The sequence below is a fragment of the Salegentibacter profundi genome (assembly GCF_054121475.1).
On the sequence record NZ_JBSYGG010000009.1, the window covers coordinates 127289 to 142924 of the forward strand.

The 15636-nt window shown below is 40.5% G+C and carries 15 protein-coding genes; 2 read left to right on the top strand and 13 right to left on the bottom strand.

Annotated elements, in window-relative coordinates; all coding sequences use genetic code 11:
- Positions 1-85: 85 nt before the first annotated feature.
- Together ACW6NC_RS12115 and ACW6NC_RS12120 are read right to left on the bottom strand one after the other, a co-directional pair.
- Positions 86-1030 (bottom strand): cation diffusion facilitator family transporter, encoded by a 945-nt coding sequence (locus ACW6NC_RS12115; protein WP_457866370.1) that lies wholly within the window; start codon positions 1028-1030, stop codon positions 86-88.
- A 6-nt stretch (positions 1031-1036) separates the two neighbouring features.
- On the bottom strand, positions 1037-1456 hold the full coding sequence (locus ACW6NC_RS12120; RefSeq protein ID WP_457866371.1) for a transporter substrate-binding domain-containing protein: 420 nt from the start codon (positions 1454-1456) through the stop codon (positions 1037-1039).
- Positions 1457-1796: 340 nt separating this feature from the next.
- On the opposite strand from ACW6NC_RS12120, the gene ACW6NC_RS12125 reads away from it, so the two are divergent.
- Together ACW6NC_RS12125 and mazG are read left to right on the top strand one after the other, a co-directional pair.
- Entirely contained in the window at positions 1797-2063 is a 267-nt protein-coding gene (locus tag ACW6NC_RS12125; protein ID WP_457866372.1) for a hypothetical protein, read from the top strand.
- A 131-nt stretch (positions 2064-2194) separates the two neighbouring features.
- A complete protein-coding gene (gene mazG, locus ACW6NC_RS12130; protein WP_457866390.1) occupies positions 2195-2968 on the top strand; it encodes a nucleoside triphosphate pyrophosphohydrolase in 774 nt (257 codons plus the stop codon).
- On the opposite strand, the gene ACW6NC_RS12135 is transcribed toward mazG, so the two are convergent.
- From ACW6NC_RS12135 to ACW6NC_RS12185, 11 genes are all read right to left on the bottom strand, one after another.
- Complete coding sequence (locus tag ACW6NC_RS12135) at positions 2969-3595, bottom strand: class I SAM-dependent methyltransferase (protein ID WP_457866373.1); 627 nt, start codon at positions 3593-3595, stop codon at positions 2969-2971.
- Between the two features lie 12 nt (positions 3596-3607).
- Positions 3608-5854, bottom strand: a complete 2247-nt coding sequence (locus ACW6NC_RS12140; protein ID WP_457866374.1) for a DUF349 domain-containing protein — start codon at positions 5852-5854, stop codon at positions 3608-3610.
- 115 nt (positions 5855-5969) lie between these two features.
- Positions 5970-6701 (bottom strand): shikimate dehydrogenase family protein, encoded by a 732-nt coding sequence (locus ACW6NC_RS12145; RefSeq protein WP_457866375.1) that lies wholly within the window; start codon positions 6699-6701, stop codon positions 5970-5972.
- On the bottom strand, positions 6698-7726 hold the full coding sequence (locus ACW6NC_RS12150) for a DUF368 domain-containing protein (protein ID WP_457866376.1): 1029 nt from the start codon (positions 7724-7726) through the stop codon (positions 6698-6700). Before ACW6NC_RS12150 ends, ACW6NC_RS12145 begins: the two co-directional genes overlap by 4 nt.
- Complete coding sequence (locus ACW6NC_RS12155) at positions 7713-8651, bottom strand: DUF368 domain-containing protein (RefSeq protein WP_457866377.1); 939 nt, start codon at positions 8649-8651, stop codon at positions 7713-7715. Before ACW6NC_RS12155 ends, ACW6NC_RS12150 begins: the two co-directional genes overlap by 14 nt.
- 40 nt (positions 8652-8691) lie before the next feature.
- The gene (locus ACW6NC_RS12160; protein ID WP_457866379.1) at positions 8692-10089 is read right to left on the bottom strand and encodes a tetratricopeptide repeat protein; all 1398 of its coding nucleotides are present in this window, start codon (positions 10087-10089) and stop codon (positions 8692-8694) included.
- Between the two features lie 91 nt (positions 10090-10180).
- Positions 10181-11377, bottom strand: a complete 1197-nt coding sequence (locus ACW6NC_RS12165; RefSeq protein WP_457866381.1) for an aspartate aminotransferase family protein — start codon at positions 11375-11377, stop codon at positions 10181-10183.
- Positions 11374-13248, bottom strand: coding sequence for an OstA-like protein (locus ACW6NC_RS12170; protein ID WP_457866382.1), 1875 nt, complete (start codon positions 13246-13248; stop codon positions 11374-11376). The genes ACW6NC_RS12165 and ACW6NC_RS12170 overlap by 4 nt, the downstream gene beginning before the upstream one ends.
- A gap of 147 nt (positions 13249-13395) precedes the next feature.
- Positions 13396-14667, bottom strand: a complete 1272-nt coding sequence (locus ACW6NC_RS12175) for an adenylosuccinate synthase (protein WP_457866384.1) — start codon at positions 14665-14667, stop codon at positions 13396-13398.
- Positions 14668-14678: 11 nt separating this feature from the next.
- Positions 14679-15134, bottom strand: a complete 456-nt coding sequence (locus ACW6NC_RS12180) for a Fur family transcriptional regulator (protein ID WP_081212438.1) — start codon at positions 15132-15134, stop codon at positions 14679-14681.
- A 23-nt stretch (positions 15135-15157) separates the two neighbouring features.
- Positions 15158-15636: ACT domain-containing protein (locus tag ACW6NC_RS12185; protein ID WP_457866386.1), on the bottom strand; the 479-nt coding region annotated here is incomplete at its 5' end.

Here is a 15636-nt window from a genome sequence, read left to right on the forward strand (position 1 = left end):
AGGAAAGCGGGACTTTATCGGTTTCGCTTTTTCTTACAGGTTGAAATTGATTAAGTGTAGGGGGTAATGGCAAGTCATTAAAGAATTACCAGTCTGGGAGTTCTTCTACCAGGGCAATGGTAAAATCATGAAGTTTCCAGTGTTTTTTCCTAATTAACGCAGAAGTATCTTCAATTTTTTCTAAGGATATCTGATTTGGAATAACTGCTATTTCCCCAAAATACACTTGTCCATTCTCACGAAATCTTACCTTGGCATCCTTAACCCAGGACTGGTTTTTGACCAGACCTTCTACTTCTTCAATTACGGGATCATTTTTATGGCCTTCAATAGTTACAGGATGGCGATCCATCAGGTCCAATATTGCATTTTTCAAATTGGTAAAGCCATCTTTTAGTACAGAAAATGAAATGAAAATGGCGGCTACGGCATCTGCCCACCAAAAACCTGCTCCAACCCCTAAAATGCCTACAATGGCAGCGAAAGAGGTCATGTAATCTGCTTTTTGAGCCTGGGCGTCTGTTAAAAGAATTTTATTATGAAGCTTTTTGGCGATCGGTAGCTTTTTAAAACCCAATACAACAGCCGGTAGCGAGCTATAAATAAGGACAAGTATCATAACCCATCCCATCCATATATTCTTTCCAAAGAATTCCCTGGTTCCTATAGTAGGGTGTTCAGCTTTAAAAAGAGCCATGCTGGAATCAAAAACCAGAAAAATACCCATTCCAAAAAGGGCCAGGGCGCCGGTAAGAAATGAAATTGAAAAAACACGGTGATAACCATAAGGAAACCTAGCATTAGGCTTTTTTGTATTGACACGTGTAGCGATCAGGAAAGCAATGCAGGGGACTAAACTGAGAAGATCTTCTAGCCAGGCTGATTTCATAGCCTGTGACTGGCCCATGACCAGGTACATTAAAATAGTGACAGAAATTAAATAGAATAAGGTTATCCATTCGAGCTTTTTTGCTTTGGCCAAAGAAGGGGCTAAGTTTTTTGGTAATTCAAAATCATGAATAGTTTTCATTTCCTGCTATTTTTCAAGTAAAAAGAGTTCAAGGTTTTGAAGAAGTTTATTTTCCCCCTTGGGTATCAGAATTACGTGGCTGCCGTCGTAAGGCAGGCTAGCGCCTGCTTTCTTCGTCCACAGAGATTTTTTATCTAATCCAGCCAGCATAAAATGTATCTGGTAATCTTCAATTTTTTTGATGAGCTCACTTTCTGATCCCTTAATAAATTTTATCCTTAGATCATGTGCTGATGCAAAATTTTGAATTAGTGTAATTTCACTGCCCCAAACAGAATCATTTTTATAATTAATATATGGGGGATTCTCGGCTATCCCAATAATCAAATGTTCTTTTTGTGCCTCTGACCATGAATTTTCAGGATCCTTTGGAATATCACATCCGGTTAGAAAGACTATGAATATTAATAGACACCATTTACCCATGATAAAGCTTTATTCTAGTTCCACTGGTTTGATGATATCTAAATTAACCCCTGTGTTTAGATTTAGGTGATAAATGCTTGTTAAAATTCAACTTTGAATAAAGAAGTAAGCTAATTCCATCGAGCCAAAGACTTTATTAATTAGCCGATTATTAAATTTAAATCCCGTTCAATATGCCATAAAATTTTAGTAATTCTTTATGTAGGTTTTCTTCCCCGTGGAAGAATTGTTTATTAATTTTATTGTCCTCGCTTAAGTAAATAAAAGACCGAATAGCCTGGGATTAGAAATAATCACTGATGACTAATTAATTTGAACAATCCTAATGTCTAATAAGGTTATGAAAAAGGATTATGATTTCAATATTACAAGACTTCGTAAATTGGTTACACATTATAGATTGAATAAATGCGATGCCTTGAAGCTGCGAAAGTTATTCAATTGTACAGTGACTAGTATTGCCTATACCGCCTTTGGTGGGTTTGATTCCTCTTCGGGGGAATTTTATGGAATGGATAGAAAAATCAATTATCAGCTGAGAATTAAATATAAATTACCAGCACTGGATAAAGAAAATTTTTTGCTCTTGAAAGCAGAAATTTCCTAAAAGCATTACCCTGAGATAGTTTAGCCTGTGAAATTGGCATTGCTTACTCTTTAGTTAATCACATCTTCTTGGGCTCAGGTTTGAGCAAATGTTTTAATTATTCTATTTTTATCCAAAATCGAAAGTGTATGATCAATACCAGAGAAGAGCAACTTAAAGCATTTGACCGGTTGCTTACTATTATGGATGAACTGAGAGAACAATGCCCCTGGGACCGTAAACAAACCATGGAAACCCTTAGACACCTCACTATTGAAGAAACTTACGAACTTGGGGATGCCATCCTTGATAATGACCTAGAAGAGGTAAAAAAGGAACTCGGGGATGTGTTATTACATCTGGTATTTTATGCCAAAATAGGAAGTGAAAAAAAGGCCTTTGATATAGCAGATGTCGCTAATGGTATTTGCGATAAATTAATAGACAGGCACCCTCATATTTATGGTGATGTGGAAGTTGCCGATGAAGATGAAGTGAAACGCAACTGGGAAAATTTAAAACTTAAAGAAGGTAAAAAAAGTGTACTGGAAGGAGTGCCTAAATCTTTGCCAGCTTTGGTGAAAGCTAACCGGATTCAAGATAAGGTTGCGGGAGTTGGTTTTGACTGGGAAGAGCCCCAGCAGGTTTTTGAAAAGCTACAGGAAGAGTTAGCGGAATTGCAGCATGAAGTTAATGCGCATAACCAGGAGAAAATAGAAGCTGAATTTGGAGATGTTCTTTTTTCCATGATCAATTATGCCAGGTTTCTAAAAATCAACCCTGAAAATGCCCTGGAAAGAACCAATAAGAAATTCATTCAACGCTTTCAGTATTTGGAGCAAAAAGCCAGCGCCCAAAACAAGGCCTTAAAAGACATGAGCCTGGCGGAAATGGATGTGTTCTGGAATGAAGCGAAATCACTTTGATTATTTACTAAAGACTAGTAGATCAGGCATAATTTCGACCTTATTGAATCCTAAATTATCCCTGATCCAGAACAGGCTTTTTTCAGTATAGAAAAATACGTGGGTAGGATCATCTTTGTAGTACCAGGAATCAAAGGTAATATCCCTGGAAAAAAGTGAAGTCTTGCAATAGAGTTTTCCTGCGGGATTCAAAATTCCTGAAAGTTCCCGAAACTCCATTTCGGGCTGATAGAAATGTTCCATAACCTCACAGCAAATAATGAAGTCATAAGTGTTTTTCAATGCGCTTTTATCAGGATGGAAGAAAGGATCATACAAGGCTACTGAAAAGTCTTTTTTTGCAAGTTCGGATGCCACCACAGGCCCGGTGCCACAACCATAATCCAGGCCTTTATGGATAAGAGAAAAGTCCCTTAATACCCGGCTGGTTATCGGGCTTACAAATTGCTGATAACGGGGGTCTTCGATATCATTATTATGGGTTAAATACCGTTGCTTTTCCGCATTTTCTGGGATGTAATACTCAGGTAAAAGCAGAATACTTTCACAATTGGAGCAGCAGACATATTTCCGGTTTTTAATTTTCCGGAATGCACGAGTTTCAGCACTGCACAAGGTGCATTTCATCCCGATGGAATTTTAATAAAGCGATTTGATCTTGCGCAATTTTTCCTCCCAAATTTCCAGTTGTGCCTTGTGGTCCGCAATATTTTTGTGGACTTCCTGAACCAGCGGGTTATCTTCATCTACATTGGAAAAGAACTGGAGGTTGTTTTCCAATTGTCGTATCTCAGCCTTGGTTTCTTCAATTCTTTTGGTGAGAAAATAATGTTCATTTTGCAGTTGCCGGTCATCATCAGCTTCATTGATGCTTTGGAGTTTGTTTTCATATTTCATCATCTCGACCTTGGTCTTGTCCATATCGAGCTTGTTGAATACCTGGTCCAGGGCCTTGTTAAATTTCCCCTCGATGAATCTTTTGTTGTGAGGCACTTTGCCCACCTCTCTCCAGGCTGCAATTAATTCCTTAATCTTTGGTAGATCCTCCTTTTTATCTCCACTGAGTTCGAGTGATTTTAATTTTTCGAGAATCTCCTTTTTTCGATCATAGGCTTCAAACTCTTCTTTGTTTTCCTCATTTCGGTTTGCATGGAGCCTATCGAAATAATGGTTACATGCCGCCTTGAATTGTTTCCATACCTTATCACTGTCCTTGCGAGGAACATGACCGATCTTTTTCCAATCGGCCTGAATCTTTTTCATCAGCGGGGTGACCGTCTTGAAATCATCGCTGTCTTTATTGTCTTCTGCAATTTTGATAAGCTCTTTTTTCTTTTCGAGGTTTTCGTATTGCTGCTTTTTGAGATTTTTATAGAAGGAATTCTTATTGCGATTAAATTTCCTAACCTCTTGTTTGAACTGGCTCCAGGTTTCTTCATTCTTACTCCGAGGCACTTTTCCTGCTTTAAAGAAGGCTTCTCGTAAGGCTTCAATTTCTTTGATCTTTTGCTGCCATTTATTATGAGTGGTATAATCTTCTTTGGCAATTAGCCCGATTTGTTCAATGATTTCTTGTTTCCTCTTCCAGTTTTCCTCGTATTGCTCGTCTAATTGGTTGAAATATTCCTGACGCTTATCGTGAATCTTTTTGGTCGTTGAGCTAAAACGCTCCCAAATTTCCTCTCTAAACTCTTTACCAACAGGACCGAGTTCCTCTTTCCACATTTTGTGAAGCATCTGCAGCTCTCTAAAAGCACGGTTTACATCGGCCTCCTGCAATAACTCCTCAGCACGATCTATAACCTTGAGTTTCTGCTCGAGATTATGTTTGAAATCCATATCTCGAAATTCCCGGTTTAAATGCAGGAAATCATAGAAATTCTCCACGTGATGATGGTAGGTGTTCCAGACATTATTGTATTGATCCCGGGGAATAGGCCCTGCAACTTTCCAGCGGTCCTGAAGTTCTTTAAAATGTTTGTAGGTGGTGTTTATATTTTCCTCTACATCAATTAAACCTTTTAATTCTTCGATGATTTCCAGGCGTGTTTTCAGGTTTTTATTCAAATCCTGTTTAAGCTGCTGATAATATTTATTGCGTTTTTCCTTATAATCAAAAATCAGGGAATTGAAGCGTTTTTTTAGTGGAGTAGAGTAGTGGAAATCTATTATGTTACCACCATCAGCTAGAAAATCTTCTTTTTTCTCCTCTAATTCCTCTTCGAACTTGGCATTGAATTCAGTACGGATTTCAGTAACATGGTCTTTAATAGCCTGTACTTTTTCAGACTTTAATAGCTGTTCCAACTCATCGGCGAGCTGTTCTTTGCTCATAGAGTGATAATCCTTTTGCGGAATATTATGGCGCTCGCCGGCACTTTCGTCTTCGCTGTCTTCTGCAACCGCCTCATCAACATCCTCCTGGGCATCTTTTGGAGTTTTCGTATCCTTCTCCTTTTCTTCTTGCTCTTCTTCCTCTTTTTCTTCTTCTTCGATGACCTCCTTGTCTGATTTAGCTTCCGTTAAGAGTTCCTCTTTGGAAGATTCTTCTTTATCAGTATTTTTATCTTCGGTAGGTTTCTCTGAGTCAGTTTGCTCATCATCTTCTAGCATCGACTCATCCAAACTATCAGCAATCTCTTTGTCTTTGGAAGATTTTCCTGAAGTAGCCTCTTCAACCATTGCTCCTTCCAGTTCGCTTTCTTTTTCCTCTGAATCTGATGGCTGGGATTGTTTTTCTTCAGTTTTCTTTTCGTCTTCAGGTTTAGAAAATGAATTTTCCTCCTTTACATTTTCCTGGCTTTCTTCCCCGTCACTATTCTTAGTCTTTTGCAGGTTTTCGTTGGAAAGCTCTTCCTTTTTCTTTTCATTTTCTTCTTGAGACATATCTTTCAATGTTAGGGTTCGTCAAAATTTATTTAGGCTGAAAGATAGTAACTCCCCTAAAATTGGACAAACAATTGGCTTTATTTGTATAGATTTAAAATATAAGTAATAGGACTCAGGAGTTCCAAATAATCCAGGCAGCTTCAGCCTGAAGCTCCAACATTTTTAGGCCATTGGAAACCCGGGCACCCTGGATGCGGGCTAGATCCATAAGCTTTGTGCTTCTGGGATTATAAATCAGATCGTAGACTAAATGGGAACGGTTAAGGTGTTCAAAAGCAAGAGGAGGGTGTTTAGCAACCTGTGGAAAAGTGCCCAAAGGGGTAGAATTGATAATCAACGTATACTCTTGTAAGACCTTCTTATCGATCTCAGTATAATCAAATTGCCCTTGTTGGGGAGACCTGGAAACGAATTTGAATTCTATTTCAAGTTCTTCCAGGGCATAGGCTATGGCTCTAGAGGCACCTCCAGTCCCCAGGATCAATGCTTTTATATCCTGGGCCTCCAGCAAGGGCTCAATGGAATTTCGGAAACCTATATAATCGGTATTATGGCCGGTTAACTTTTGGTTCTTTTCAATTTTGATGGTATTTACCGCTCCAATTTTTTCTGCATCGGGAGATAACTCATCCAGGAAGGGAATTATCGTTTGTTTATAAGGAATGGTCACGTTTAAACCGGAGATTCCCGGGTCGGATTGAAAAATTTGAGGAAATTGGCTGATTTGTTCCAGGTCAAAGTTTTTGTACTCGGCGGCGATATTTTCTCTTTTGAATTTTTCAGCAAAATAGGTTCTTGAAAAAGAGTAATCTATGTTTTTTCCAATAAGGCCGTAAGTCTTCATTGTGGAGATTTTGATTTTGATTTTTTCTTTTCATACCAGGCTAAACCCAGCACCATAAAGGCGCCAAGGATAATAAAGAATATTGCCAGCCATGTTTCAGCGGAACCGAAAGAAGGGAAATACCTGTCATAATTATCCAGTATCCTGTTCCCGGTGCTATCGATCAGGATCTTTCCATCGGATCCTACGGCATAGATTTTTTCTTTCCATGGCCAGACCACCCCAAGGGAACCAGTTATAAACCCAATAATAGTAGCAAAGGTATCTTTTTTATAGTGTTTTAAAACAAATCCCAGGAGATGGGATAAACTGACTAAACCGGCCAGGGATCCTAAGGCAAATACGCTCATTACCTTTAACAGGCGCATTCTTTCAAGGTTTTTTAAAAAGCTGAAATCTAGTAAAAGCAGGTCAGTGATGGTATCATAAAGAGCATTTACCGAATCCACCAGTAGCAACACATAATTTCCAAGCAAAATGAGAATAAAAGATCCAGAGAGTCCCGGAAGGGTCATTCCCGAAACCCCTACCATACCACAGAAAAATACGAACCAGAGGTTATCATTTTCTTTTGCCGGTTCCAGGAAACTAATAGCTAGTCCTGCCATAATTCCCATAGCGACAAAAGCCAGGCTACGCCGGCTCCATTGCTCAAAATCCATACTGATATAGTAGATAGAACCGATGATCATTCCGAAAAAAGAGGCCCAGACATAAAGTTCATACTTAAGCATGAGAAGATCCAGAAGCTTAGAAACACTGAAATAACTAATAAGCATGCCTAATATGAGTAGGCCCAAAAACCGTCCATTGATATATTGATAAAGACTTTGAAACCTACCATTGATAAGCAATTTAAAAGCCTTTAGGTTAATTTTCTGCAGCGAATAGATAAATTCTTCATAGAATCCTGCCACAAAGGCCACCACGCCTCCCGAAATCCCGGGAACTTTGTTGGCGGCACCCATGGCCAAACCTTTAAGTACCAGGAGTACCTTATCGGTTAGGGTTCTAGTCTTCTGCATGTTCCTGTTCAGGATTTTTACTGGCGAAGCGTTCCAGAAGAAAGATGAGCAGGAAGCCGGCCAACATTAATAATAGGGCAGAAAGGGTACTGGCCTCCCCACTAAAATTCCATGGTAAAACCGAGGCCTCTTTTAGGACAATCTCTTTATCGCCATAGGTCTCTGTTTCCAATACTTCTTTCCAGGGCCATATTTTGTTTAATGACCCGGCAATAAACCCGGTAAGTACCGCTAATGTGATATTGGTATAATGCACAAATAGCCATTTGAGCAACTTTGAGAAACTCAACAACCCCACCACGGCCCCTACAGCGAAAATCCCCAGGGTTTTAAAGTCAAAATCGTGGGCAGCCTCGGTTATGGTCTTATAGGCGCCGAGTAAGACCAGAATAAATGCTCCTGAAATCCCGGGTAGGATCATGGCACAAATGGCTATGGCACCGGCCAGGAAAATAAAAAGGTTTCCGGTATTGGCACCCATGGGGGGTAAGGACACAATGTAAAAAGCAATTGCTGCACCAATTATAAGGGAAAGAACTACTTTTACATTCCAACGAGGTATTTGACTTCCGACATACCATACACTTGCGACCACCAGCCCGAAAAAGAAGGACCAGATAAGGATAGGATGGTTTTCCAGAAGATAATTAGCCAGCCGCATGACGGTGAAAAGGCTTATCAGGATTCCCGAAAAAAGCGCAATAATAAAAGGGCCATTGAGCGCTTTCCACATCGCCTGGAAGCCTTCCTGGCGCCAGGTTGTGATCAAAGAGGGTTTTATCCCGCTTATAGTAGAGATGAGTTCTTCGTAAATTCCTGAAATAAAGGCGATTGTTCCTCCTGAGACGCCGGGAACCACATCCGCAGCACCCATAGCCATTCCTTTTAAGCTTATAGTAAGGTAATCATAGAAGCTTCTCTGCATTCTTGAAAGTTATAAATTCCATCCAAAGTTAGTAAAATTACTAAGAGAGGTTTATAAAGGAATTTATAATTTCTTTTACGCTTTTACGCTGAAAGATCTGGGGAAAAAGTTCTTCGATGATGATATAATATTCTGCATCAATTTTAAGTCCCTTATTAAGATGGTAATAAGCTTTATCCCCTTCGTTAAGGTGAAAATATAGGCCTGCAAGCCTGAATTCTATTTCTGCAGAATCAGGGTGAAACTCCTGGGCCTGGTTCAAATTCTTTACCGCAATCTCAAATTTACCAAGATCTGCAAGGATATCACAACGTTTTATCCAGGTTTCCAGCTCATAATTACCTAATTCAAGGCTTTTCTTATAACCCTGTTCAGCTTCTTCATAAAACTTTAGCCTGTTATTGATCTTGGCATAGCGTTTCCAGTAAAGCACATTTTCCTCATCAATACTGATCGCTTTATTGATATAATAGAGGGCTTTCTGGTAGTTCTTGGTTCTAATGTAAAAATCGGTAATTGCAATCCAGCCCTTATCTAACAAAGGATCTTCGTGAACACACTGCTTATAATGTTTTAAGGCAAGCTCATCCAGGCCGAGCTTCTCAAAGCTCTTTCCAATTCGGAGATAAGCAAAGGAAGTTGGATCGTCGAGTTCCAGGGTGATTTTGTAATTCTCTATGGCTTCATTATAACGCCCGAGCTTCTCCAGCACCTTTCCTTTTTCAAGGTAAGCTCCGATGAAATTATCGTCGCTGATAATAGCAAAATCAAAAGCCGAAAGTGCTTTTTGATATTCTTTGAGATCAAAATACTGTTTCCCAACCTGATGCCATGCAACTTCGCAGTAAGGATTCTTATCCAGGTACATATTCAGATAGTCAATGGCCTCCTCTTTTTGATCAAGGAAATCAAAGCAGTACATGATATTATAAAGGGAGGAGTAATCTTCTTCATCGGCCTCGAGACACTTCATAAAGCTATACTTTGCCATTTCGAAATTTTCGAGGAAAAGATATTCCATCCCGATCAGGGAATATACCTCGGCTTCATCCAGGGTGTTTTCCAGGGCCATTTCCAACATTTGTATGGCTTTTAGATGTTGATCCCTTTTGGAAAAGATCTGGGCCTTTTGAATATAGATCTCCTCATTGGAAGATTCCAGGTCCTGAAGCTCACTAAGCAATCCATCGGCCAGATCCAATTTATCTTCAAATACCAGAATCTCTACCTTGAAAAGTTTGAGATTGGTAGAACTCGGATGTTGTGCCAGACCCAGTTTTACAGCCTTCTTTGCAAGGGCAATTTTACCGTTTTCCAGATAGTAGTTTATAATATTCTCAAATTCGTTAGAATCAAAAAACAATACATCGTTTGTTTTTAACATGGATTCGAACCGGGTGAGTGAGAAATTGTTTTCGTCGTTATGGCTTAATTGCATAGACAGGGAATTACGGGATTTCTACAGTTCTAAATTTATAAATCAATACAGGTTAAAATCCCTAAAATTTATATTGTTGTTAACAAATTAATTAACAGGTTATTTCTTGATTATCAATCTCCTCCAGTACGTCAAGAATAATGCCACAAGCTTCCTGGATTTCATCATTCGAAATGGTAAGGGCAGGGGTCATCCTCACTGCCTTTTTCTCGAATAAGAGCCAAAAGAGGATAAGTTGGCGCTTCTTGCATCTTAATATGACCTCAGTGGCAATCCGCTCTGAGGGGAGGATAAGGGCAAGCATTAGCCCTATCCCCCGAATTTCTTTTATTAAAGGATGAACCAAATTTTTGCGAATCAATTTTTCCTTCTCAAGGGTCGCTGCCATAAGGTCAGTTTCGGTAATTTCCCTTAAAGTGGCCAGGGCCGCAGCGGCTATGACCGGGTGTCCTCCAAAGGTTGTGATATGACCCATCTTAGGATTATCCCTTAAGCTATCCATAATTTCTGAAGGGGCCGAAAAGGCTCCGATGGGCATTCCACCTCCCATTCCTTTACCCATGGCAACAATATCAGGAATCACGTCAAAGTTTTCGAAGCCGAATAACTGCCCTGTACGTCCAAAGCCCGGTTGAATTTCATCCAGGATCAATAAGGCACCCTTCTCATTGCATCGATTCTTTAGCTTTTTCAGATAATTGTCTCGAGGCAGGATAACTCCGGCCCCGCCCTGAATAGTTTCAACGACCACCGCTGCAGTTTTTTCTGTGATTTTTTCCAGATCTGATTCCGAGTTAAATCCAATAAAGCCGATATCTCCAAGTAAGGGACGGAAGGGCTTTTGACGTTCCTCATAATCCATCAGACTTAAAGAACCCATGGTATTGCCATGATAGGCTTTTTTTGCAGCAAGAATCTCTGTACGTCCGGTAAACCTGCGCGCAAGTTTTAAGGATCCTTCTATGGCTTCGGTACCCGAATTGGTTAGATAAGTTTTTTCCAGGGTCCCCGGAAGATGATGGGCCAGCAATTTAGTCAGGTCTACAGCTGGTTTTTGAGCGTATTCCCCGTAAACCATCACATGAAGATATTTTTGAGTTTGCTCCTGGATAGCTTCTACCACGCGGGGATGACAATGTCCCAGGCTGCAGGCGGACACCCCAGCTACGAAATCCAAATGTTTTAAACCATCCGTAGTATGGATGTAAGAGCCCTTAGCATGAGATACTTCCAGGGCTAAAGGATGTGGCGTGGTCTGCGCCTGATATTTTAAAAAATCCTTCCTCAATGGTCTTCTTCTTGGTTTACCTTCTGCCTGTTATGTTCTTTTAACTGCTCCTGTAATTGGGATTGCTCCGTCTTATAATCAGGAGCCTGGTTGGTATCCTGTTCAGGGCTGATGCTATCTGTTTTCTTAGCCTGAAATCCCTCAGGAAGTCTTAGACTATCCTCGCTTGTGGCTGTGGAATCTTTCTTTTTATTTTGAAGATCTTCCGGGCGTAACCTGGAATTTTCATTTAACAGCAGGTCATCTTCTTCTCTTTCTTCAAAAAATTCTTCAGCTTCATCAGGCAGTGGGATTCCCCTTATCGGGGTTAACTTAGGAGCGGGTTTACCTTTAAATAGGTCCGCTTTACTCAGCAGGCGTTCTTCACCACGCCAGTTAAAGCCTGTCAGTTGCCGGGCGTTAGGCGGAAAATCTTCTTCCGGGGTTAATGTGCCGTCTACATTCTGGTAATAATAAATGTCGTCTATTTGTCTATCGCTCATGAGAATTCTGATGGAACTCGAAAGCGTCTTATTGATTCCTATGAGTTGCTGGTCACTGTTTCTGCTGTAATAAAGCGTCTCGGTATTTTTATTGATGTCTACCTGGAAAAGTTCATTATTTTCAAATAATCCAACCAGATCCTGCCCTTTAACCTGATTGTACCCTTTGATACTATCCTTTTGAATGAGAAAGGCATTGTTAAAGACTCGCAGGGAATCCAATTCCTCGGTTTTCACATTGCTCTGCAAGTGAATAGTGTCTCCGGTCATCTGGCTTTCTCCAGACCATAAAACGGGACTTCGACGCACACTGATCGAGGTAACCGGGCCTTGGTTAATATTGATCAGTTTTGTCAGTCCTGTGGCCTGGTCGGTATAAATGGAATCGCTTTTCCCACTCATATCGCTCTTGAAAAGCCTTACATCATAATAACCTCGGATTACACGGTGATCTGGTTTTCCAGTGATCATAATAGTATCACTATGAATAAAAAGTGAATCATTATCCTGCATGGAGGCAGCAACGGCTCTTTTGGTGATAAACACCGAATCCCGATCCCGATACACTTCGGCATAATGCCCGGTTACAAGGCTTTTATTGATGGTATCGGTAACTTTTATATTGTTTGTGGCAGAGGCGAAATTGGTATTTCGGTTAAAGTATAAACTATCTCCTTCAACCCGGCGGTTGTTGTAATCAATACGGGAATTCTTAACAAAATATCCTGTATCACCCCGGGTATCATAAAACCCACGTTCGCAATAGACCGTACTGGTCTCGCTTTCTATAGTAGAGGGCCCATAGAGATAGGCGTGCCCGCTCTCGGAATAAAAATCCAGTTGTTCTGAATTGATGATATATTCGGGGTTGGTCAAAACAACTTCTGAAACAAAGGAGTATTTATCCTCTTCAAGGAAATATCTTCCGATATTACTGGTAAGAACACTTGCAGTGTCAGTTACTTTTCCTCCGCTCCGGTAATAGGCCTGCTGCTTTTTTCGGTCAAAGAAGAGGCTGTCGGTCTCCAGGGTGGTTTGCGGTCTTTCCATCTTTACATTTCCACTGGCGAAGGCAAATTGAGTATTGCCGTTGTATTCGGCGTAATCGCTTTGCATCTTTACCGTGTCGCCCTGTTGCATCCTTACATTTCCATAGGCTTTAAAAAAGTTATCCTGGTCGTAATGAATGGCCTGGTCACACCATATTTCAATACCTTCATGTATAAAATAGACTTGATTTTCGACTTTTCCCAGTATAATCGCTCCGGGATAGCGGTCCTCATTCTTAAGAGTACGGTCACTGGTATAATCAATCTTTCGCCCTTCCTGGGCAAAGAGAATTCCTCCCGAAAGAAATGCGATAAAAAAATAAATGAAAACGTTTTTCAAGCTGAAGAAATTTTCATCAAAAATAACGAAAATAGGAAGAATTGATTGTAATTCCTGATTTAATTAAAAAGTCCTCCTTTTACCTTTAAGGGGCAAAAAAAAGGCCGGTTCTTTTTGAACCAGCCTGATTGAAGTTATTTTGTTGGATTACCGAAATATAGTTTGTTTTCGATCCGGTCCTACAGAGACCACCTTAATGGGTACCTGGAGTTCTTTCTCAAGATACTCCACATATTGGTGAAACTCCTTAGGAAGGTCTGAGGCCTTGGTCATTCCGGTAAGATCCGCAGTCCAGCCTTTGAGCTCCGTATAAATAGGGGTCACATTTTCGGCCTCTATATTGTAGGGTAGGTGCTTTATCTTCTCCCCTTGGTAATTATAGGCGGTACAAACCTTGAGTTTTTCAAATCCACTTAGCACATCGCCCTTCATCATAATGAGTTGAGTGATACCATTAACCTGTACAGCATATTTCAAAGCAACCAGATCAAGCCAGCCACATCGTCGTGCCCTACCGGTAGTGGCACCAAATTCATTGCCAACCCGGCCCATAGTTTCTCCATCCTCATCGAAGAGTTCGGTAGGGAAGGGGCCACTCCCCACACGTGTGGTATAGGCTTTAAATATTCCATAGGCTTCCCCGATCTGATTCGGAGCTACGCCCAGTCCTGTACAGGCTCCGGCAGCAGTCGTAGTAGAGGAAGTGACAAACGGATAGGTTCCAAAATCAATATCGAGTAGGGAGCCCTGGGCCCCTTCTGCAAGGATGGTCTTTCCTTCTTTTTGGGCCTGGTGCAAAAATGCCTCGCTGTCTATAAACTGAAGCTTTTTTAAGGTTTCTACCGCATCACAGAATTCCTGTTCAAGTTCTGCAAGATCGTATTGTACATCCACATTATAAAACTCGATCATTTTTTCATGTTTATCTGCAAGTGCGCGGTATTTATCCTTCCAGTTCTCCAGTTCCAGGTCACCAACCCGAATTCCGTTTCGTCCGGTCTTATCCATGTAAGTAGGACCTATTCCTTTTAGGGTGGATCCTATTTTTGCTTTTCCCTTGGAAGCCTCGGAAGCCGCATCGAGCAAACGATGGGTGGGTAGAATTAAATGGGCCTTTCTGGAAATGAGGAGTTTTGATCTATAGTCGATACTGTGATTATCCAGATTTTCGAGCTCTTTCTTGAAAATCACCGGATCTATCACCACGCCGTTGCCCACCAGGTTAATGGTTTTTTCATGAAAGATTCCTGATGGAATAGTATGTAGAACGTGTTTTTGACCATCGAATTCCAGGGTGTGTCCTGCATTTGGGCCTCCCTGAAACCTGGCTATAATATCGTAATCTGAAGTAAAAACATCAACAATTTTTCCTTTGCCTTCGTCTCCCCACTGGAGACCGAGTAGTAAATCTACCGCCATGTAATATTGGGTTAAGTGGTTGTTTTTTTGTTGCCGTAAAAGTATAAAGAATGTTTCTTAATTTCTATATCAAAAACCTCTTCTATGGTTTGTTTTATAGATTGGATCCTGGGATCGCAAAATTCAATAACTTCTCCGGTGTCGGTGAGTATAATGTGATCGTGTTGCCTGTCGAAATAAGACTTTTCATATTGTGCCTGGTTTTGTCCAAACTGGTGTTTTCTTACCAATCCGCATTCCAGTAGCAATTCTATGGTATTATAAAGGGTGGCACGGCTAACACGGTATTTTTTATTCTTCATCTTGATATACAACGATTCGATATCAAAATGGTCATCGTTGTTATAAATCTCGTGCAATATCGCAAAGCGCTCGGGAGTTTTACGATGGCCCTTTTCCTCCAGGAATTTCGTAAAGACATTTTTTACGACAGCCTGATCGTTTTTATTTACAACTTTTTTGCTCATAATTTGATTACAAAGATATTGGATTATTCACGGCTAACCTTGTCTATGCCGTTAATTTTTTTAAGCCGCTCGATGATCTTATTGAGAATAGCGTTATTTTTAACCACCAGGGTGATCATACCGTTAAAGACCCCATCGAGACTTTCAAAATTGATCTTTTTCATATTCACGTTCAGGTTGCTGGAAATTTCCTGGGTCACGGCACTGACCAGGCCTACGTTATCTAATCCGGTAAGTTTGATCACCGCCTTGAAGTCCTGTTGAGAGGAATCTATCCATTTGGCCGGAATGATCCGGTAGGCATAATTGCTCTGAAGTTGTAAGGCATTGGGACAGTCTTTTTTATGAACTTTTATACCATCATTTACCGTTACAAATCCAAATACCTTATCACCGGGGATCGGGTTACAACAATTGGCCATTTTATGGATCAAACTCAAAAGTTGTGTGTGAATTAAAATAATAGTTTGATTTTTGCTTTCTAAACAAGAAGCATTGGATC